The following is a 19,565-nucleotide window of genomic DNA, read 5'->3' on the forward strand; positions in this document are numbered from 1 at the left end:
GGCGTCACCCACCATAAAAAATGCTGCGAAGAATCGGGCAAATCCAATTTCCACACATACGGAGGCCGAGCCTTGTCGACGACATCCAACCCGCCGTTGATGTGATATCCCCTGATCTTTAGCTCCTTGGTAAACAGTTCGTCGATCAAAAAACCTTCAATGTCTGAGTTCCGTAGTTTTCCGTCAATGTCAGCATTCATTTTGCCCCATTCGGTGCCAGAACCTTTGATCGTACCTTCGAAGTTAAAATTCCGAGAATGGATGGGTAAATCGGCCTGCAAAGCCTCAAAGTTGATGTTTTGGGTACTGATCCAGCCGTCATAGGTGATCAATTTGGCTTTCGGCGGGAGGATTAAATGCAAATTGGAACTCAAATTTCCATAGGCGGATGTCATTTCTGCATTGACCACAAAATCGTTGATGCCTCCCAAAAACTTTCCGTCGATCCTACAGGTGCCAAATCGGGACAACCAAGGCGGGAAATTCATCTGCGGCATGAGCTGCTTCAGTTCGCCAAACCGAAATTGACTGTCCTTGAATTTGATGTCCATAAAATGTCATCTCCTTTGGAATGGTCATTGATGCGGGCATTGAGAACAAGATGCCAAATTCCTCACACCTCTATCTACCGTTTTCAATTGATCTCGTGATCCGACCAAGGTTCCTTTGACCCCTACAATGCCATGCAAGGGAATTTCTGTCGCAGGAAGGAATTTTTGCAGCTCCTCAAAAGACAATTTACCGTCTTCAATCCCAAGGGTAAATTGCAAGTTTTCAGGCTGCATATAGTTCTTGACAGCAAGGCTTGTACGCAGTCGCGTGTAAGTCATCATGCCGACCCGCATCGAATCGGAATAAATACCCTCCCTCTATCCCTTCAAGAAACCCTCAAGTGAATGGGTTCCGACCATCGGTAGCGGCTTGGGTAGCAACTTGTTCCAGTGCCTTAAAATCAAATGTCGAAGACCTGAAATTGGCTGCAAATGCTGGGTTAGCTCGTTCCGCCAAGTGTCCCTGCGGATGTTTTGGACTTCGACATCCATATCGACCCGCGTGCGACCAATCCGAAGCTTGGTGCATCTGCACAAATACTCAACAGCCGGCTCTGACGGACGCAAATCGATGAGGGTAATCGGCGGAAAGCTCATTCTGCGTTTGCAGATGCTTACCTCATCAACAGAGAATTGTTTGATCTGCCCATACATTTTAAGGTCGGGATCCAAATGGTAACTCAAATCCGCGTAAAGCTCCCGAAAATGCATGTTGGAAAAGTTCATGGGGCTGCGCACTGCCAACACGGAATCCGATTTTGTACTGTCCACCATGGAAAATTCGCCCGTTCGGATGGCCACGGAAGGGAAATCCAATTCAAGGCGCAGCGGTTTGGAGGGTGTCGTATCCTTTTTGGGCGAAATCAGGCAGGTATAGTTCCAAACGGAGTCGATCCTGCTACGGTAAAGATGGGCCTGTGGGCAATCACTTGCACGTCGCTGATCTTGATGGTTTGGACGTCTTTGGGATGAAAAATAAAATTCAACAAGGAAAACTTCCGAATCCGATCTTGGCGCGTTGGATGGCAAACATGTCGATTTGCTGATCATCCTTCATTTTAAGATCGGTGAGTACAGCATAGGCGGGCAAGTCGATGTCCACCGTCCCAATCTCAATGCGAACACCGAGCGCATCCGAAATGGCATTCTCCAAAATCGGAACGAGCTGATTTTGTGCCCATTGGGAGCGCAAAACCCAAAGTGCAAGCAATACCAGCAAGCTCAGGCTCACAAAATGGCCGCAGCGTTCGGAAGAAATTGCACAAAATCCTTTTCAAATCAAGCAAAGATACGATAAGTGAATAAGTGATAGAGTGAAAAGAGTTAGGAATAGTTTAGAATGGAGAATGGAAAATGGAGAATGGAAAATGGAGAATGGAAAATGGAGAACTGCGAAGCACATCAGCGAAGCTAATTGAGAATGGAAATGGAAAAATGCGTAGCATTGGCGTCGCCGAATCTTCGATTTCGTGCAAGCATTGGAGTGTTCGGAGTTAGTCGCTGAAAAGTGAAGCAACGAATGCGCCCCAACGACATGATTAATTATTCATGATTCATTGTTAATTTTGAGCCGTGCCTCTGATCCTCTCGCTTATCGAATCCAGTTGGTGACGAAACTTCTGCTGCGGTGATCCGCGAAGGGGTGGTTTTGTCGAATGTCATTTCTTCATAATTTGCAACACAGCGTCTATGGCGGTGTGATTCCGGAAGTGGCCTCTCGGCTGCATCAGCAACGGGTTGTCGCGGTGACCATGGCGGCGCTTGCGGATGCGGGTGTGAACAAAGCGGGCGTTGGATGCGATCGCATTTACACGCCGGGCCGGAGTCTCGCGGTGCCTTGCTTGTCGGAACCTGCTTTGCAAAGGCATTTGCCCTTGGCTTGGAAATTCCGCTGATAGGTCAACCACATGAATGCCCACGTATTGGCCAATTTTCTGAGTGATTCGCCGCCGACGTTTCCCTTCTTGTGCCTCACGGTAAGCGGCGGACATACGCAAATTGTGCTGGTGCGAGACTATTTGGACATGGAAGTGATCGGCCAAAGCATCGACGATGCCGCCGGCGAAGCCTTTGACAAAGCGGCCAAAGTCATGGAACTCGGTTATCCTGGCGGTCCAACGATCGACAAATTGGCCCGCGAAGGGAATGCGAAACGGTTTACATTCCCCAAACCGCACCTCGAAGGGCTCGATTACAGCTTCAGCGGACTCAAAACCAGCCTTTTGTATTTGCTGCGGGATGGAAATCAAAACAAGCCCAACTTCATCCAGGAAAACAAACACGACATCTGCGCGAGCTACCAACGCCGGATTGTGAGCTACCTGCTGGGCAATTTCAAGGAAGCGGCCAAACTTCACGGCATCACCCACCTCGCCATCGCCGGCGGCGTCAGCGCCAACAGTCACCTTCGCCAAGAATTGAAGGAACTCTGCCAACGCAAAGGCTGGACAGCGCACATCCCCAAATTTGAATACTGCACCGACAACGCCGGCATGATCGCCATCGCCGCGCACTACAAATACCTCGCAGGTGACTTCACCGATCAGTTTGTGGTGCCGTTTACGCGAGAGAAGAGCTTGTGAAGCGTATTGGCAGCGGCGTCCGCCGCACGCCGACCGAACACTGCCTCCGGCGGAGGTTCGGATGATGATGTATCAGTCGCGTATTCCAAAAATCAACCAAAGCCGTAAATTAGCCCCATGTACCTGAAATCGATTCATATCAAGAACATCCGAGGCATTGAAGACTTCAAAATGGACTTTCCCGAAGCCAAAGAGGCAGGATGGCATGTGCTGCTCGGGCAAATGGTTCCGGGTAAGACGACGGTTTTGCGGGCGATTGCTTTAGCGTTGATAGGGCCGACAGAGATTTTGCGACTGGATCACCTCCAAGCTGGGGTCGTGGGTTCGTCAGGGGCCAATGAAATAGAATCTACCATTTCATTCAAAACTAAAACTGAATGGGAGGTGCAGGTGGAGATAGCACTTCGGTATATTGGAGATTCCGTGCATTAGATGGTCAAGGGATGTTCACAATCAAAAAGATGGACTGACCAATTGTACGATTTGAAAGGGACATTCAATTTCGAAGTCAAATGATCAAGGGTTTGGTTGGGCGAACAATGCATTAGAATTTTCTGCTGGATTCGGACCATTTAGGAGATTCTTCGGAGGTGATGAAGTCACTTAACAAAAGTCTATCCGAATAATCCCAACGCTCGGAGCATATATCACGTATTTAAAAAGACGCTTCATTAATAGAAACATGGATTTGGTTAAAGGATCAACTGACAAGGGCTTACACAGCTGCTAATCAGCCGAGCGTGACTTAGCTAAATTTGTTTTGGACCGTGTCAGGCATTTTTATCAATACCGCGGGGCTTCTTCCTGGAAAGGATATTCATTTCATGAAGCAACAGCGGACGGCGTATTTTCAAGGATGGCAATGATAGTATTCTTCCACTTAGTGAACTTAGCGAGGGAATAAAATCGGCTCTTAGCATTGCGTTGGAACTAATTCACCTCATCACCAACTAAGCTTGATTGGGTTGACAGTGATGACCGGAAACTAAAAGGAAATCTTGGTGCGACTTCATAGATAAAGAAGGACTCGTCCTCATCGACAGGGTAGACGCCCATCTCCACCAGACTGGCAGGCCGGGTGGCACCTGGTTTCGGAAAGTATTCCCAACATCAATTCATCGTCGCAACGCACAGCCCACTTGTCATCAGAGCCGCAGGTGACGACAGTCAGATTTGGTACCTGCCAGCAGCAGGAATTGAAGAAAACCACGACTCATAGAAAGCGGAGAACAGAAACAGTCTGGTTTATGGAAATGTCCTAGATTCCTACGGATCGGAGCTATTTGGCAAGCAAGATGGAAGGTCGCCAGAGGCAAGAGCCATGGTGGAAGAACTTGCCCAGTTGGAGACCAACGCGATGTTTGACGAAATCGACGAATCGGGCTGGAAACGGATTGACGAGCTAAAAGAGTTGCTACAACTATGATTTCGGTAAGGATCGAGGAGGCTCTGCTGACAAGTTCAACTCAAACGTCATTGCAGCGCAACCAAAAAGCAGTCAATGAGCGGTTGCTTAGGGATTCCCAAAGTGACCTCGACGCAAAGTGGAAGAGTTGGCGCAGAACAAGGCTGCCAACGAAGTGGCAAGCATTGTTGCAAACAGCAAGTGCCGGAAAAGGCCTTTGTTGCTACTGCGAACATGATCGCGCGGTGCAGATTGAACACATTTTCAATAAGAAGCTTTTTCCACAGCGCACTTTCGCATTTTCCAACCATCTCCTTGTTTGTCCGACCTGCAACAATCGAAAATTGGATGCGTTTGCGGTGTTTGAAGGTGATACTGGACTTGCTATCAGGTTTTTCGAAAAGTCAGCACCTCGGGTTGCCCCTCCCACTGAGCTTCCTGTTTTTATCGATCCACGCAACGAGGATCCGATGGACTATTTCTGGCTGAATTTGAGTACTGGTTTCTTTGACATTCATCGGAAAGCCACTCCTCGAAAATCCAAAATGGCTGAATACACCCGCGATTTGTTGGAAATGAACACTTCCAAGGAATTTATAGAAAAAAGGGCATCTGCTGTGGATCAATACTTGGAGATTCTGCGAAAATATGTTGGTTGCCGAAATTCTAACAGTATTGAGGAATTAGTGCAATGCTTTCCGACAAGGTATATTCCGATTAACACTGGATTCTCGTTGGAAGAAGCTAAGGAAATCGGCCAAAAACACTGGACTGAGGAGCTCGGTAGAAACCACTTCCCAACCATTTGGCTAGAAATGAAGCGCCAATACAAATTCAATCCTACGGTATTTGCACGCCTACACCCCGAAATCGCCAAAGTCCTACAAATGGTCCCCGAGCTATTGTAAGGCATTCATCCGCTCACTTCTAGCTCGAACAACCTTCATTCCAATTTGCGCGTAACCAACACCCCAACCCCAACATTTCGCATGAAAACAATGTCACTCAGAATCTTATCCGCATTCCTCCTATGCGCAACTTTTACCCTGACTGCATGCAGCCGCAAGCCAATAGACCCAACCATCCCCGAAGCGCTTCAGGATTCAAATTCCAACTCTGAATACTCTTTTGAACTCAAAAGCCGCGAATCCAACGACTTGGTTGGTGAACTCTTCGCAGAAATCCTTGAAAAACGTCCGGAGGTCAAGAAAATCGTCGATGAACAAATCCAAATGCTCGATGATATTCAGCAGAATATCAATGACCTTGCATCAATCGGACGGAAAAAAGCAACGCCTACTATGCCTCAGCAAGTCGCACGCAAAGGCCATCATGGACAGCATTTCCAGCATGCAATGCGATGGAAAAATCGATGCGAGCGAAGCCCGATGGAAAGCTAGCCTTGCCGCCGCGATGCCCTTTCCGCTCAATTAGCAACAAAGCTAAAACCTGAGAGACGAATTGCGCGTCTCAAAATTCCGGTTGACGATGCCGCAAATCGAGGACTATCAACGCAAAACCATCCGAATCTCGATGCAGCCACGCGGCCCTCAAACAAGCCTCCAATTGGCGACCAGGATGCAAACCATTCCAACAAAGTAATTCGATCAAATTTGCGCAATCGAAAAGAAGACGATCTGCAATAAAACGTTGCCACCAACGTTGGTTTCCATACGTATCGTTCATTCGCATTCGCTACAATGAACTTCGTTGAAGAATTTGAAACCCAACGCCGCTTTTCACTTTTCACTTTTCACTTTTCCTTCCCCATGAACCGCAAGAAATTTCTCACCACCACCGCCTTGACAGCTTTTTCGTTGTCGACATTCGGAACGATCGCCAAAGCCATCGACGGCAGCTTCAAAGGCGATTGTGACACGACCAACGACATTTTGGGACCATTTTACCGGGAAGGTTCGCCGCTGCGGTCGGATTTGACTTTTGAAGGACTCGAGGGGGCCCGCATCAGTGTAAAAGGCAGGATTCTTGGTCCCGATTGCAAAACGCCGCTGGAAAACGCAACCGTCGAAATATGGCATTGCGACACCAAGGGCGAATACGACAATGAAACCGACCAATTCCGTCAGCGCGGACAATGGAAAACCGACAAATCAGGGGAATACGCCTTCAAAACCATTTTCCCTGGCAAATACCTCAACGGCAAACTGTATCGTCCGAGCCATATCCACTTCCGTGTGCGTGCCGCAGAACACAACGAATTGATCTCCCAGATCTACTTCAAGGGCGATCCGCATATTCAGAAAGATCCCTGGGCCTCGCAAGCCAAAGCAAATCAACGCATTCTGGAAATTTTACCCGAAGACATTGCGGGAACGTTTGCCATCCATTTTGATGTGGTTTTGAGTGGCCGCTAAGCCATCACGGAGATTCTTCCGGAGTTTGAGCATTGAACCTTTCGCATCCAATCAGCTCAATTCGTCGTCGGCCCAAAATACACCCCTTCCTTCAATTTCTTGTTTTTCCGCTTTCGAGGACCAAATTCCCAACCGACCCTCACCAATGGAGGCTGATACTGAAAACTGCGGCTATTGTCGTTCAAAATCTCTTCATTCCAATCGCCTAAGAAATTTTCGCCGTCGTAAATGTCATGGCGGACCCGCACATTGACCGACTGGAAACAGAATTCATGGCGTTGCTCGAGACCGATCCAGAGATGCTTTACGGGCGAGAAACTCAAACCTACAAAGGGTTGAATCACAGCACCCATCGCGTCATAAACGACCAAATATCCCTCATCAACCGGGTCGCCGAGATCCCGACTCTGCAGGGGACTAACCCAAGTCGCACCGTTGACGCGAAGATGCAGGCCAAAACCAGCGCCTGCCGAAAGTCTCAAACGGTCTTGAGCGAGTGGATGGATATACCCAAAATCCTGTACGAAGGTGAGTAAGTCTCCACCCTCTAGTCCCCAAGCTTCGGCAGCCAAATGATTTTCATGAAAATTCGTTTGATAGGGAATTTTGTCGATGCCCTACGAAAACCGCTCGCGCAAGAGAAATCCACCTTTTAACACCATGTCCCAAGAGAGCTCTAAGTAATTTCTTTTCATCCAAATCGGCGAATCCGCGGTCAAATTGATGGGTGTATTCTCGAGGAACGGCGCTCGAAATTCATCGAAACCATATCCAAGGTGCAATTGGTGCGTCACTTGAGCGCATGGCAAAAGCGGTAAAAGCAGGGCGAATAGTCCAAACAAGAAAGTACTTTTTCATCGGCATGAATTTAACCCAATTTAAGGATGAGTTCCTGTATATCAACTCTTAAGCATTCATTTTCAGAGAAATTTTCGTAAAAAAGTTTATTAGAATAACGAAGGATTTTGCCTTCTTGAATTCCATTCGCCGACTTGCTATCTTGCCCCATCAATCTAAGAAGAGAGAATGTCTGGCAAAAATTCATCGTCCAAAAAGACAACGGAACGGAAAACCACGCCGCCCGCCAATAAACCCCAAACCGGGAAGAAGCTTCCCAATACCACATCAGGTTTGGCAAGCATCTCCAAAATGACCTGGATTGTAGGCCTGATTGTCGTTTTGGTCACCACCATCGTGTTTTCGGGCGTGACCAAACTCCACTGGACCAATTGGGACGACGACGAATATGTCTATGAAAATTCCATGGTCATGGAAGGTGACTACAATGCGATTTTCAAGGAACCCGTCAACAACAACTACAATCCGTTGCCTGTGGCGATGTTTGCCTGGGAATGGGAATTGGTCAAGGATCCGGCAGCGGAAGCCAAAGATCCAACAAAGGCCTTGGAAGACAAAGCAAGGCTCTTTCACATCAACAACCTCTGGATGCATGTGCTGTGCACGGCGCTTGTGTTCATTCTGATGCTTCAAATGGGCCTGAATCCGATTTGGGCTGGATTGGCAGCATTGTTGTTTGGCATTCACCCGTTGCGCGTCGAGTCGGTGGCTTGGATTACCGAACGCAAAGACGTGATGTTCGGGACCTTTTATGTGGGTGCTTTGATCGCTTACCTGCGTTTTCTGGACACCAAAAAGTGGCTTTTTTACGGGATTTGCATGATTTTATTCGTGCTTTCCTTGTTGAGCAAGATTCAAGCGGTGTCCTTGCCATTGTCGATGATCGCCTTGGATTGGTACCGTTCGCGGAAGTTTAACATGCCCACCATCCTCGAAAAGGTGCCATTTTTTATTGGTTCGGCCATCATTGGCTACATCGGCGTATTGTTCCTTTCGAAGGGGGAAACGATTGACACGACCCAAACATTTGGCCTGTTCCAGCGTGTGGCCTTGGGTTTTACCTCCTATTGTTTGTACATCGTGAAGGCGGTGGTGCCCTACGAAACTTGCACGTTTTACCCCTATCCCAAAGCAGTGACGACCTTGCACTATGTGGGACTCGCCAGCGCGATCGGGGCAATCATTGGGGCGATTTTCCTGCGAAAGGTGGCCAAGGAGGTCACTTTTGGACTGGCATTTTTCTCGGTGAACATCATTTTCCTGCTCCAAATCGTGGGGGCAGGTAGCGCCTTTTTCTCGGATCGCTTCACCTACATCGCCTACATCGGATTGTTTTTTGCCTTGGCCATGTTGGCACAACGCGCCGTGAAGGCAAAACCGGCCTTGATGCCTGTGGTGGCTGGAATTGCTGGATTATGGGTCTTGGGTTCTGCGGTTTTGACTTGGCAATACGTCCCGGCTTGGCAAAACACCGACACGCTCTGGACGGATGTGATGGAAAAATACCCGCGCAAGGTCGTATTGGCCTACGTGAACCGCGCGCAGTACCTGCGTCGTCATAGCCAATACCTTCGCAGCCAAAATAAGACCGCCGAGGCGCAAGCCGAATTCGACAAAGCATTTCAAGACTTAACCACGGCCATCGAATTGCAGCCCAATTACCACCTAGGTTATCTGAACCGCGGGAATATCTTCTTTGACCGCGGCGAAGACGACAAAGCCTTGGCGGATTACACCAAGGTGCTGGACATTTTGGGGCCGATTGATTTCAACAAGCGGATTGACAATGCGGCAGCGGGCGCGTTGAGCAACCGTGGGGCGATCTATTCGCGGAAGGGAATGCGGATGGAAGCCTTGGCGGATTTGGACTTGGCATTAAAAATCAATCCCAAGGACAAAAACACGTGGAATAACCGCGCGGTGACCCATTTTGACATGGGCAATTACACCAAGGCGATTGCGGACTTCACGGAGTTGTTGAAATATGAACCCAATCTCAGCGGTGCTGTCAATGCCCGTGGCGTTTGTTATATGCGACTCGGAAAATGGCAGGAATCCTTGACGGATTTCAACAAAGCGGTGCAAATGGATCCCAAAAGCGGGGCCTTCATCAGCAACCGCGCGATCGCCCATGCCAATCTCGGCAACAAATCAGCGGCCTTGGCCGACGCCCAAAAGGCGCAAGCGCTTGGTCAGCCGATGGATCCGGCATTTTTGCAGAGTTTGCAGCAGTAGGCTGGGGTTCGCCCCCTCAAGGGCTTGCAGCTTATACCCCTACTTGGAGCTAGGAGCGATCTTTTGCATTGCAACAAAGTATGTTTGTCCATCAAAACTGTTTGCACAAGCGCATTCCATGATAATTGGACGCTCAGGAAAGACCTTTTGGTACAAGGCAACGCGTTCGTCAAGGGGAATCGGCAAAGGGTCTTGCATATTGGTGATCAAAAGTCCAATCACCAATGCAGGATCGTGCAATGGTGGTCGCCAGCCATCCAAAATTTCAGGTCGGGTATGGTATTTGAAATGCATTCCGATCACGCGTTCAACAGCTGCTTCGTGGGGGCCAGCGTAGGGCTTGGGCGAATTGCGCAAGGCGATGGCGATTTGCGCTCCGGCGAGATGCTCCGTCGCAAACCAAACTCCAACGCCGAGCATCAACAAAATTGCAGAGAGAAATGGCCCCCGCTGCCGCCAATTTGTCACGGGTCTCGCATACCGCCAAAATAATTGCACCGTAAAAAAGTACAACGACAATGAAGGAATCCCCACGCCCAGGATCAGCATCACTGGCATGTAAAGATTGAATATCCCCAAAAAAATGAGGCTATAAAGGCAAATCGCGAATGCAATTCCCTGCAAGAAATGTCAAACCAGATGCAGTTTTGGAAAACTCATTCGCAGAACCGGCCAAAACACGACGGGAAAAAAGGCAACTTGAAGCACAACCAAAGCCCATCCCACTGGTTGACAAAACCCTTGCACAAGCAGGTTTCCGACATACGCGAGCGCAACGAGGAGAACATTCAGGCTCGTTTGCACCCAAGGATTCAAGAAAACATGACTCATATTTGGGCTAATGCTCAATTTTGACAGCTGAAACTGCAATTTCGACAACCATTTCTTGATTGGGGGGGTCGAAATTATTGCCCACTATGGACGTTTTGAAACGCTAATTGTTGCGGCTGGACAACAACAATTGTTCAAAAAAAATCAAGCTCAATTCATTCTATGTCAACACTTTACTAGCAAAACTCTTTCCCTTCACCCGCGCAAATCATCCCCTACAATTTGGTAAGCCGAGCAATACAAATGTCATCGTAGTCCCCCAGATCGTCCTTCGTAGAATAGTTGATGGTGATATTCGTTTGTTTTTCACCTGTGCCTTCAATGGAATACCCCTGCGGTGAAATTGGCTGCTCCGGGATGTTGAACCAATTGGGCAGGTCCTTGTCTCGATCGGCATAGAGGGTATCCATCTGCCCGTGCAGGCCAACGATGCGCATATCATGGCCGTTGGCGCCGCCGATGATCTTGACATTGTAATTTGTCCAATGGCATCCATCTTCTACCAAGTAAAGTCCATCAAACGGGCCTCTTGAGGGTTGGTCGCATTCTGCCCCACTCCAGCCCTCTTCACATTGGCAACGACCGGTTTTGCATTCCCCATGCACACAATCGTCTGAGGCGCATATCTTGCATCCGCCCAAGAATAGCAATACAGTGATCCCCAGAAGGAACCCAAGCCTTTTCTGTGCACGCCCATTCAGCAATTCCTGGATTTTGATCAATCGTCTCATGTTTTTTCGTCACAGTTTCACACCCAATCCGAATTGAAAGTTCCCGAAAATGTCTTTGCCATGGTAGGGTCTCAGGCGATAGGTCTCATTCTCGCCAAAATCAACCTCTCCGAATGCGCTGATGGGGTTTGCAGTGAGCTGAAGGCCAATCCCTCCCTGAACCAAGGCATACATTCGTTCGCCGATATTGGGCATGAGGCCAGCCTCGGCAGTGAATCGGACAATCGGACTTTTTATCGATTGATCGATCGCAACTGCAGGTACCTCTGACATCCAGATATTGCCCGCTTGATAATTCCTTGATGCTACAAGAGACTCCGAAATCACCCCGCCTGTGAGGGCAAACCCGATGAAGGGCGCATTTCCCAGGAAATACCGGTAACGAGCCGTGACTATCGGGGACATCTTGCGTGACCATTCCATTTGGACAATGTAGCGAGGATCAAGAGGTAGGTCGAATTGCTTGGCAGGATTCCTGGAAAAGTAAAACGGCAATCCCAGTTCGAGTCCAATAGCATGATGCGCTGAAAACTGCATCAGCCAATTTGCCGAAACAATGGCTTGGGAACCTTTGGTAGGCGCGATCAATACCTGCCCAGACCCACCAACATATTGGAACTGAGCCAATAATTTCCCACTCAACAAGAAGATCAACAGGCCAATGAAGGCGGTCTTGAAAATTGGATGGATCATTTTGTTCACAATCTAAAGCTATAACAAACGCGCTATGATTCAAAACTTGGACAAGGTTTACAGCACAAGAATTCCTTTCAATTCTAGCCAAAAAACGCAGGATGGGTATTCAAGGAGATGCAATTCTAACTGTCGACGATTTGCCTTGCTGAACGGGATTGCTTAATATCACCTTTTATTACTCCCACAGTATGAGAAAATCACTACTATTGACTGCTTTTGCCTTGTTTGGCGGGGTCGCGCAGGCGCAAGACGCCTACAGCTATGATTCCCAAGTCACACAAGACTGGTTTGGCACCGAATTGTACCTGATCAAAAACGGCACGGGCTTCACGCCTCCCGTCGCGTCACGTGCGCTTGGGTACGCGGGATTGGCCGTGTACGAGGCCCTTGTGGGCGGCATGCCCAACCGCATGAGCCTGGAAACGCAGCTTTCCGGCCTCACCGTCACCGATCCGGCGCCGGGCACCTCCTACCATTGGCCGACTGTCGCCAACAATTGCCTTGCCTTGGTCGTCGACAGCCTCTGGGCCAATGCCTCGCAACCCCAGAAGGATTCGATTCATGCCCTCCGAGACCGCTACAATGCGGGCTACACCGGCCAATCGAGCTACGCTGTCTCCAAAGCGTTCGGCGAAGCCGTCGCCACGGACATTTTCAACTGGTCCAAGACCGACGGTGGCCACCAAGGTTATGCCCACAATACCGATCCGAGTTACGTGCCACCGACAGGCGCTGGCAAGTGGGTACCGACGCCTCCGGCGTATGCAGCAGCCTTGCAGCCGCATTGGGGTGATAACCGTCCATTTGCAGCCGGCAATGTGGCTGCGCCTGTGATTCCCGTTGCACCACCTGTATATTCTACCGATACAAATTCAGCGTTTTACGCTTATGCCCATCAGGTATATTCGACACGACTGAACCTCGCCCCTGGCCAAATCAACATCGCCTATTTTTGGGGTGATGGCGGCGGTACGATTACTCCTCCCGGTCATAGCATTTCGATTTTGACACAGTGTCTGGACACGGAAAACGCCAATCTGGGATGGTCAGCCTATGCCTACGCAAAATTGGCCATGTCGCAGACGGATGCCTTCATCAGCTGCTGGAAGACCAAATACACCTACAATTTAATGCGTCCGATCACCTACATCCGCGCGAACATCGACTCGACTTGGAGTTCGTTGATTGGTACGCCTCCCTTCCCCGAGTACACAAGTGGTCATAGCACCCAATCAGGCGCGATGACGGCGGTGATGAATGACCTGTTTGGATCGACTTACAGCTTCACGGATAATACCCATGGCAGCAACTTCGGCGGCCCGCGCTCGTTTGCCTGTTTTGACGAAGCCGCCTACGAAGCCGCGACGTCCAGATTGTATGGTGGCATTCACTACGAATTCAGCGATGTGCTCGCCATCACGCTCGGCAAAATGGTCGGCGAAAACATCAATGACCTGTTTGCGCAGGTGACCACGGAAAATGCAGCGACCTCTGTTGCCGGAACTGCCAAAATCAGCTTTTACCCCAATCCGACTCCGAACTATGCCTTGATTTCCTACGAAGGATTCAAGCTGGGCAAGGTGGTGATTTACGGAATGGATGGCCGCATCGTCGGCGAAAGCATCAACACAGCGGTGCTCGACCTGATGGCATTGCCTGCTGGAAAGTACATTTTGCAGGTTTTGGACACGAAAAATGCACCTGTGGCAAGCAGCAAGATTGTGAAGCTGTAAGGTCAGATTGCCTCGGAAAATCTAGAAAATGCCTGCGATTTCGTGGGCATTTTCATTTTTGAAGGCGCTGCATCCGGCCCGAATGCGAAACAATGCGATGATCCATTATCTTTGTTGTGACGGGTGCCACGTTGCACGCTCAAAACCATTATGTTGAAGCAATTCCGCGAATTTTTGCGTTTGTACTGGGTTTCGGGGTTGGTGTTTGCCACCACCTTGCTCCTGCTGACTTGGATCTTCGTGGAGCGGCAGGAGGCATTTGCGCGGGATCCGGGATTTACATTTGACGAATTGCTCACGACGATGATCGGGGTGCTGACGTCGATCGTCGTGACGACCTTCTCCTCCATTTTTGTGGCCTTGCAGCTGGCCTCAGGGCAGTTTTCTCCGCGAATCGTGCGTGGGTTTTTCAGGGAGGATTGGCGTGTGCAATTGGTTTTGGCGCTGTTTGTGATGGCGATCAGCTACAACCTTTCGTTGAAGTTTCTCGGACTCACGGGCGTGGATGACAGCTTCAAGATTGGAAGCCAAGTCATCAACTATGCCGCGCCGGGCATTGTAGCGGGGATATTTTTGGTTCTCGTAGTCTTTCCGTACTTCATCTATTACATCATCCGCAACATCAACGCGGCCAAAATCACGCGCAACATCTCCGACCGCACCATCCGCGAAATAGAGGTGCATTTCAAGCGTAAATGGGCTTTCAACGATCCTGAGACCTACGAATTGATCTTGCCCGAAGGATATGAAAGCTTCCATCATGTGCTTGCGGCCGAAAACGGCTACCTCACCCACCTTGCGTCGGCCATGTTGAAATTGATGAAGCTGCTTGGGCATAAAGTCTATGTAACAAAATTCGTCGGAAGCTTTATTGCCAAAGGTTCGGTGATTGCCCACGTGGATTATTTGGGCCAAAATCCCATCCGCAAGCGCATCCTCAACCTGATTGTGCGGCGAGGAATGAAGATTCACGACTACCGCAGCTACACGCAAGACATCAACTTTGGCATCCGGCAATTGGTGGATATCGCCGTCAAAGCCATTTCACCAGCGATCAATGACCCGACCACGGCCATCACCTGCCTCAATTATTTGGGAGACGTCGTCCGGGAATTTGGGCAATACCGGATTCCCTCCGCGAGCACTTTGGAGCTTGAGCGTCAGAACATTTACGTCAACGAATTCAATTTTGACAAGGTCGTGGACCACGCCTTCAACCAAATCTATTTTTGGGGCAGAACGGACCCGATTGTCGTGAGGCATATCATTCATGTCATCACGGAAATTGTACCTCATATTCAGAATCCACACAACCTTTGCGTTCTGTTCAAGGAAGTTGAGGACTTCGAAATGCTGGGAAAATCCAAGGAGGAGCTGAAGCAAGTTTTTGTCTTTCAGGAACATGTGAGAAGTCTTCAGAAAAATTACTTCTGTCGGTACTTGCATGCAAGTTTGAATGCAATCGAACGCACCTTTACGGATTTGCAGAGATTGCCCACCGCGCAGCGCCAAGAATGCGAGCAGCGTTATGCGCACAGCCTACAGACCCTGCGGACGGAGCAAGGCAAGATGAAGGAATACCTTACCATGTTGGCCGAGGTGTAGTTGAATTTGCGGCGATTTGTACTGCGTTGAGGAAGAAATCGTTGCAAAACAAACCGAAATTCTACACCGAATTCTAGCGAAATTTCGTGAACGGCATATAAAAATTTGCCATTCACCGTCTATTTACGGACATTGATCGAAATACATGTAAACTTCCAAAGATAATTTCGCCATTTTTGCAACATCGACCCAAGAACGCTATGTACACCACGATGGAACACCCGAAGAAGCTGAACTCGATCCTGCTGATCGACGACGATGATGTTACGCTGTTTTACAATTCCCATATCCTGAACAAACTTGGGCTTGGCATTCACATACATTCCGAAATGAACGGTGTAGAAGCCCTGAAGTACCTGAATCAGAAGGAGAAACACGCCGCAGACTACGTCAAACCCGACTTGATTTTGCTCGATATCAACATGCCGATCATGAATGGCTTCGAATTTCTCGAGGAGTATGAGAAGTTGCCTTCCAAGGAAAAGCAGGAGCAGCAAATTGTCGTGGTTTCAAGTTCGACACTGGAAATTGACCGGGAGCGTGCTGCCCGATTCCCTTCGGTAACGGGCTATTGCCCCAAGCCGATTGGGTCCGAGGCCATTGCCGAGCTGATCAGCAGGCTGTTTCCGAGTGCGGGCATCAATTGAGCCGTTGCCAGCTCCACTTGCGTTCCCAGAACCAATTTGATAACTTGATGCTTCAATCCTTGAAAATGAAGCAGTTCGTCCTTCTTGTACTACTTGCCTTGCCCACGATGCTCCTCGCGCAATTAAACGGGCCGAGGATCCAATTTGACACGACCACCATCGACATCGGCGAAATGCTCCAAGGCGGAGATGCGCAGTTTGTCTACAAGTTTCAAAATGTCGGCGATCAGGATTTGGTGTTGACAATGGTAAAGTCCTCTTGTGGTTGCTACGTCCCGAGGTGGAGCAACGAACCGGTCAAGCCCGGCGGTGAATCCGAGATCATCGGAAAATACGATTCCAACCGGATAGGGATGTTTCAAAAGTCTTTGACCGTCGTTTCCAACGATACAATTGCAGGGAACATCGTATTGTATGCCAAGGGAAACATCCTACCCAAGCCCGCCGAGCCAACCTATTTGGCTCCCAGCGAGGAGCCCACTCATAAGCACTAATCCTTTCCGCGGTAAATCACCCACTTCTCCTCCCCTGCCGAGACGCTAGCGACGACGGTCAAATTGGCCCAGTCGATGCATTTTTGATATTCGGTGAAGGCGAAGCCTTCATTTGGCATCCCGCTTTCGATTCACTACTTTGATGCTTCAATGTTGAACATGAAGCAGTTCGTCCTTCTTGTACTCCTAGCCTTGCCCACGATGCTCCTCGCGCAATTAAACGGTCCGAGGATTCAATTTGACACGACCACCATCGACATCGGCGAGATACTCCAAGGCGGAGACGCGCGCTTTTTTTACAAATTCAGGAATGTTGGCGATCAGGATTTGATTTTGGCTTTCGTAAAATCCTCTTGTGGTTGCTTTGCTCCAAATTGGAGCAGCGAACCGGTCAAGCCCGGCGGCGAATCCGAAGTGATCGGAGAATACAATTCCTACCGAATAGGGAGGTTTAACAAGTCATTAACTGTGTTGTCCAACGATACGATTACTGGGAAAATCGTATTGTTCGCCAAGGGAAACATCCTTCCCAAACCCGCCGAACCAACCTATTTGGCTCCAACCGAGGAGCCCACCTCATAAGCATTAGTCCTTTCCGCGATAAATCACCCACTTCTCCTCCCCTGCCGTCACACTGTCCACGACGGTCAGATTGGACCAATCGATGCATTTTTGGTATTCGGTGAAGGCTCAGCCTTCATTTGGTATCCCGCTTTCGATTCACTAATTTGATGCTTCAATCTTGCACATGAAGCAGTTCGTCCTTCTTGTACTCCTTGCCTTGCCCACGATGCTCCTCGCGCAATTAAACGGCCCGAGGATCCAATTTGACACGACCACCATCGACATCGGCGAGATACTCCAAGGCAGCAATGTTGAGTTTGTGTACAAATTCAGGAATGTCGGCGATCAGGATTTGGTCCTAACAAGCGTGAAATCTACCGGCGGATGTTATGCCCAGAGTTGGAGCAGCGAGCCTGTGAAGCCGGGAGGCGAATCCGAGATCCTAGGAAAATACGACTCCAACCGAATCGGTATGGTTAAGAAGAACCTTATCGTCTTATCGAATGATACGATTGCGGGGATGATCGTATTGTATGTCAAGGGTAACATCCTGCCCAAGCCCGAGGAGCCGAAATATTTGGCTCCGATTGAAACTTCACCAGGGAACCATTAGTCCTTTCCGCGGTAAATCACCCACTTCTCCTCCCCTGCCGTCACACTGTCGACGACCGTGAGATTTCCCCAGTCGATGCACTTTTGATATTCCGTAAAGGCATACGGGCCGGCCAAAAACAATTCGCCGTGGGCCAATTCGAAGTCAGGATGGAAGCCGTTGCAGTCTCTTCCCTGCGAAGGCACGATGGAGGGTAGCCGCCATTTCAAATGGAATTCTTCGAGAAAGACGGTCATTTGCTGCTCGGCGGTTAGAATCACTTTGGCTTTTGCATGCTCCAATCGCCAAGTCGCTTTCCATTCGATGGCGTTGACCGTCTCAGGTTGGACGATGCGCTTCCCGAATACCCACCAAGTTTGCTGACCAAACACGATCAATCCCGCAAAAACCAGCATCGTGCGGCGCAACCAAGCCCAATGTGTGATCCTTCCAAGGGATTTCCAGATGTAGGGGACAAATTCGGCGACATAAATGGCGGGTAAAAACAACAAGAGGAAACCAAACCGGTCATATCCTGCTGAAAACAAGTAGAAAACCAGCCAAGCAGCCTGTACGGACAAGGTTAAGGCCTCCTCGGGCCGACGTTTTACGCGCCATTTGAGTACCATGCCCGCTGTTCCCAGCCAAAACAGTGGCTTGAGCAACAAAAATTTCAAAGAAATGCCGAGTTCCAAGGCAAAAAACTCCGAAGTGTAACTTTGCCGCCCCAAATAATACTCGATCAGGCCATTTGGCCCACCGTGTAACAGTGTGAGCGTCAGTGTGAGCGCGAGGAAGAAGAAAATACCCAATTTGAGGACAGAAACGGGGCGGTCGCGTGCGACTTCCCGCATCAACCACCAAAAAACCAGGCTCAAACCAAGGGGCAGAATCGCATATTCCTTGATTCCGATCGCCAAACACCAAGTCAAAATCCCCAATCCGGCCCAATGCCAGCCGCCATTCCGGTCCCAAGCCAAAAAGCATCCGAGACCCGCCAAAACGAATCCCATCATGGGCAATTCACCCAAGACTTCTGCGCCGTAGGTCAGAAATTGGATGTTCAAAGCCATCAATCCGACAGCGACAATCGCTTTTTGCGGTCGTGTCAGCAGGCGGCCCACCCAGACCAGCGCCAAGACGGCAATCAAAGTCAGCAGCACCATTCCGAGGCGCGCCATCAACATCGATTCACCCAAAATCGCCATCCACCCCGCCAAAGGATAGGCCAAAACCGGCCCCATCGTGATAAATGGGGAATCCGATTCGCAGTGTTCCCCGGTCTGATCCAGCGGATAGCACAAACCATTGCCGCGGGCAGCTTCCCGTGCGACCAAAAAGTGCCCCGCATCGTCGTACCAAATGGGTGAATAGAAGGCAGATACGATCAACCCGCCCAAAAGCAGGGTCAAAACGATCAGGTATGGCATCCATTTTTTCATTCGGCGGAACGAACAAATTACGCAATTTTTAGCCGCGAATGGCATGTTTTTGCGGTAGAAAAACTTGTTTGATCAGGTGGAGAAACCCGAAGGGTTCGCGCAAGCAACTGCGAAGCACATCAGCGAAGCTAATTGAAAGTGGAGCGTCGAGCGTTGGGTAGCCCGATAACTCTCAACTTTCCTCTCTCAACTCTCCACATTCAGTTGCCAATTATTTCTACCTT

General features: G+C 49.5%; 19 protein-coding genes and 1 pseudogene. 12 read left to right on the top strand and 8 right to left on the bottom strand.

Going from position 1 to position 19,565, the window contains the following annotated elements:
- From IPN95_20905 to IPN95_20915, 3 genes are all read right to left on the bottom strand, one after another.
- A partial coding sequence (locus tag IPN95_20905) for a hypothetical protein (protein MBK9451829.1) occupies positions 1-551 on the bottom strand: 551 nt, incomplete at its 3' end.
- A gap of 318 nt (positions 552-869) precedes the next feature.
- Positions 870-1,352, bottom strand: a complete 483-nt coding sequence (locus tag IPN95_20910) for a hypothetical protein (GenBank protein MBK9451830.1) — start codon at positions 1,350-1,352, stop codon at positions 870-872.
- Between the two features lie 181 nt (positions 1,353-1,533).
- Positions 1,534-1,782: a hypothetical protein gene (locus IPN95_20915; protein MBK9451831.1), complete on the bottom strand. Its 249-nt coding sequence runs from the start codon at positions 1,780-1,782 to the stop codon at positions 1,534-1,536.
- Between the two features lie 396 nt (positions 1,783-2,178).
- On the opposite strand from IPN95_20915, the pseudogene tsaD reads away from it, so the two are divergent.
- The 5 genes and pseudogenes from tsaD to IPN95_20940 all read left to right on the top strand — a co-directional run bounded on the left by tsaD (position 2,179) and on the right by IPN95_20940 (position 6,913).
- Positions 2,179-3,133: pseudogene (gene tsaD, locus IPN95_20920) on the top strand (tRNA (adenosine(37)-N6)-threonylcarbamoyltransferase complex transferase subunit TsaD).
- A 117-nt stretch (positions 3,134-3,250) separates the two neighbouring features.
- A complete protein-coding gene (locus IPN95_20925) occupies positions 3,251-3,565 on the top strand; it encodes an AAA family ATPase (protein MBK9451832.1) in 315 nt (104 codons plus the stop codon).
- Positions 3,566-5,083: 1,518 nt separating this feature from the next.
- Entirely contained in the window at positions 5,084-5,446 is a 363-nt protein-coding gene (locus IPN95_20930) for a hypothetical protein (protein ID MBK9451833.1), read from the top strand.
- 45 nt (positions 5,447-5,491) lie between these two features.
- Complete coding sequence (locus IPN95_20935; protein ID MBK9451834.1) at positions 5,492-5,938, top strand: hypothetical protein; 447 nt, start codon at positions 5,492-5,494, stop codon at positions 5,936-5,938.
- Positions 5,939-6,307: 369 nt separating this feature from the next.
- Positions 6,308-6,913 (top strand): twin-arginine translocation pathway signal protein, encoded by a 606-nt coding sequence (locus tag IPN95_20940; protein MBK9451835.1) that lies wholly within the window; start codon positions 6,308-6,310, stop codon positions 6,911-6,913.
- Positions 6,914-6,969: 56 nt separating this feature from the next.
- Here the strand turns inward: IPN95_20940 and IPN95_20945 are convergent, their stop codons facing one another.
- The gene (locus IPN95_20945; protein MBK9451836.1) at positions 6,970-7,485 is read right to left on the bottom strand and encodes a hypothetical protein; all 516 of its coding nucleotides are present in this window, start codon (positions 7,483-7,485) and stop codon (positions 6,970-6,972) included.
- 454 nt (positions 7,486-7,939) lie between these two features.
- Between IPN95_20945 and IPN95_20950 the strand changes: the two genes are divergently transcribed.
- Positions 7,940-10,006, top strand: a complete 2,067-nt coding sequence (locus IPN95_20950; protein MBK9451837.1) for a tetratricopeptide repeat protein — start codon at positions 7,940-7,942, stop codon at positions 10,004-10,006.
- A 39-nt stretch (positions 10,007-10,045) separates the two neighbouring features.
- Here the strand turns inward: IPN95_20950 and IPN95_20955 are convergent, their stop codons facing one another.
- From IPN95_20955 to IPN95_20965, 3 genes are all read right to left on the bottom strand, one after another.
- The gene (locus IPN95_20955) at positions 10,046-10,558 is read right to left on the bottom strand and encodes a hypothetical protein (GenBank protein MBK9451838.1); all 513 of its coding nucleotides are present in this window, start codon (positions 10,556-10,558) and stop codon (positions 10,046-10,048) included.
- A 494-nt stretch (positions 10,559-11,052) separates the two neighbouring features.
- Entirely contained in the window at positions 11,053-11,568 is a 516-nt protein-coding gene (locus IPN95_20960) for a hypothetical protein (protein ID MBK9451839.1), read from the bottom strand.
- A 9-nt stretch (positions 11,569-11,577) separates the two neighbouring features.
- Complete coding sequence (locus tag IPN95_20965) at positions 11,578-12,261, bottom strand: hypothetical protein (protein MBK9451840.1); 684 nt, start codon at positions 12,259-12,261, stop codon at positions 11,578-11,580.
- 191 nt (positions 12,262-12,452) lie between these two features.
- On the opposite strand from IPN95_20965, the gene IPN95_20970 reads away from it, so the two are divergent.
- From IPN95_20970 to IPN95_20995, 6 genes are all read left to right on the top strand, one after another.
- Positions 12,453-13,997 carry a phosphatase PAP2 family protein gene (locus IPN95_20970; GenBank protein ID MBK9451841.1) on the top strand — a complete coding sequence of 515 codons (1,545 nt, stop codon included), beginning with the start codon at positions 12,453-12,455 and terminating at the stop codon, positions 13,995-13,997.
- A 150-nt stretch (positions 13,998-14,147) separates the two neighbouring features.
- On the top strand, positions 14,148-15,602 hold the full coding sequence (locus IPN95_20975) for a DUF2254 domain-containing protein (protein MBK9451842.1): 1,455 nt from the start codon (positions 14,148-14,150) through the stop codon (positions 15,600-15,602).
- A gap of 212 nt (positions 15,603-15,814) precedes the next feature.
- Positions 15,815-16,249: a response regulator gene (locus tag IPN95_20980; protein MBK9451843.1), complete on the top strand. Its 435-nt coding sequence runs from the start codon at positions 15,815-15,817 to the stop codon at positions 16,247-16,249.
- A gap of 65 nt (positions 16,250-16,314) precedes the next feature.
- Complete coding sequence (locus tag IPN95_20985; GenBank protein ID MBK9451844.1) at positions 16,315-16,743, top strand: DUF1573 domain-containing protein; 429 nt, start codon at positions 16,315-16,317, stop codon at positions 16,741-16,743.
- A 159-nt stretch (positions 16,744-16,902) separates the two neighbouring features.
- Positions 16,903-17,325, top strand: coding sequence for a DUF1573 domain-containing protein (locus tag IPN95_20990; GenBank protein MBK9451845.1), 423 nt, complete (start codon positions 16,903-16,905; stop codon positions 17,323-17,325).
- Positions 17,326-17,491: 166 nt separating this feature from the next.
- Positions 17,492-17,920 (top strand): DUF1573 domain-containing protein, encoded by a 429-nt coding sequence (locus IPN95_20995; GenBank protein MBK9451846.1) that lies wholly within the window; start codon positions 17,492-17,494, stop codon positions 17,918-17,920.
- Here IPN95_20995 and IPN95_21000 read toward each other — a convergent pair.
- Positions 17,917-19,341 carry a glycosyltransferase family 39 protein gene (locus IPN95_21000; protein ID MBK9451847.1) on the bottom strand — a complete coding sequence of 475 codons (1,425 nt, stop codon included), beginning with the start codon at positions 19,339-19,341 and terminating at the stop codon, positions 17,917-17,919. The two genes, IPN95_20995 and IPN95_21000, sit on opposite strands and share 4 nt — an antisense overlap.
- Positions 19,342-19,565 lie beyond the last annotated feature (224 nt).

The sequence above is a fragment of the Bacteroidota bacterium genome, assembly GCA_016718825.1.
Classification (GTDB): Bacteria; Bacteroidota; Bacteroidia; order J057; family JADKCL01; genus JADKCL01.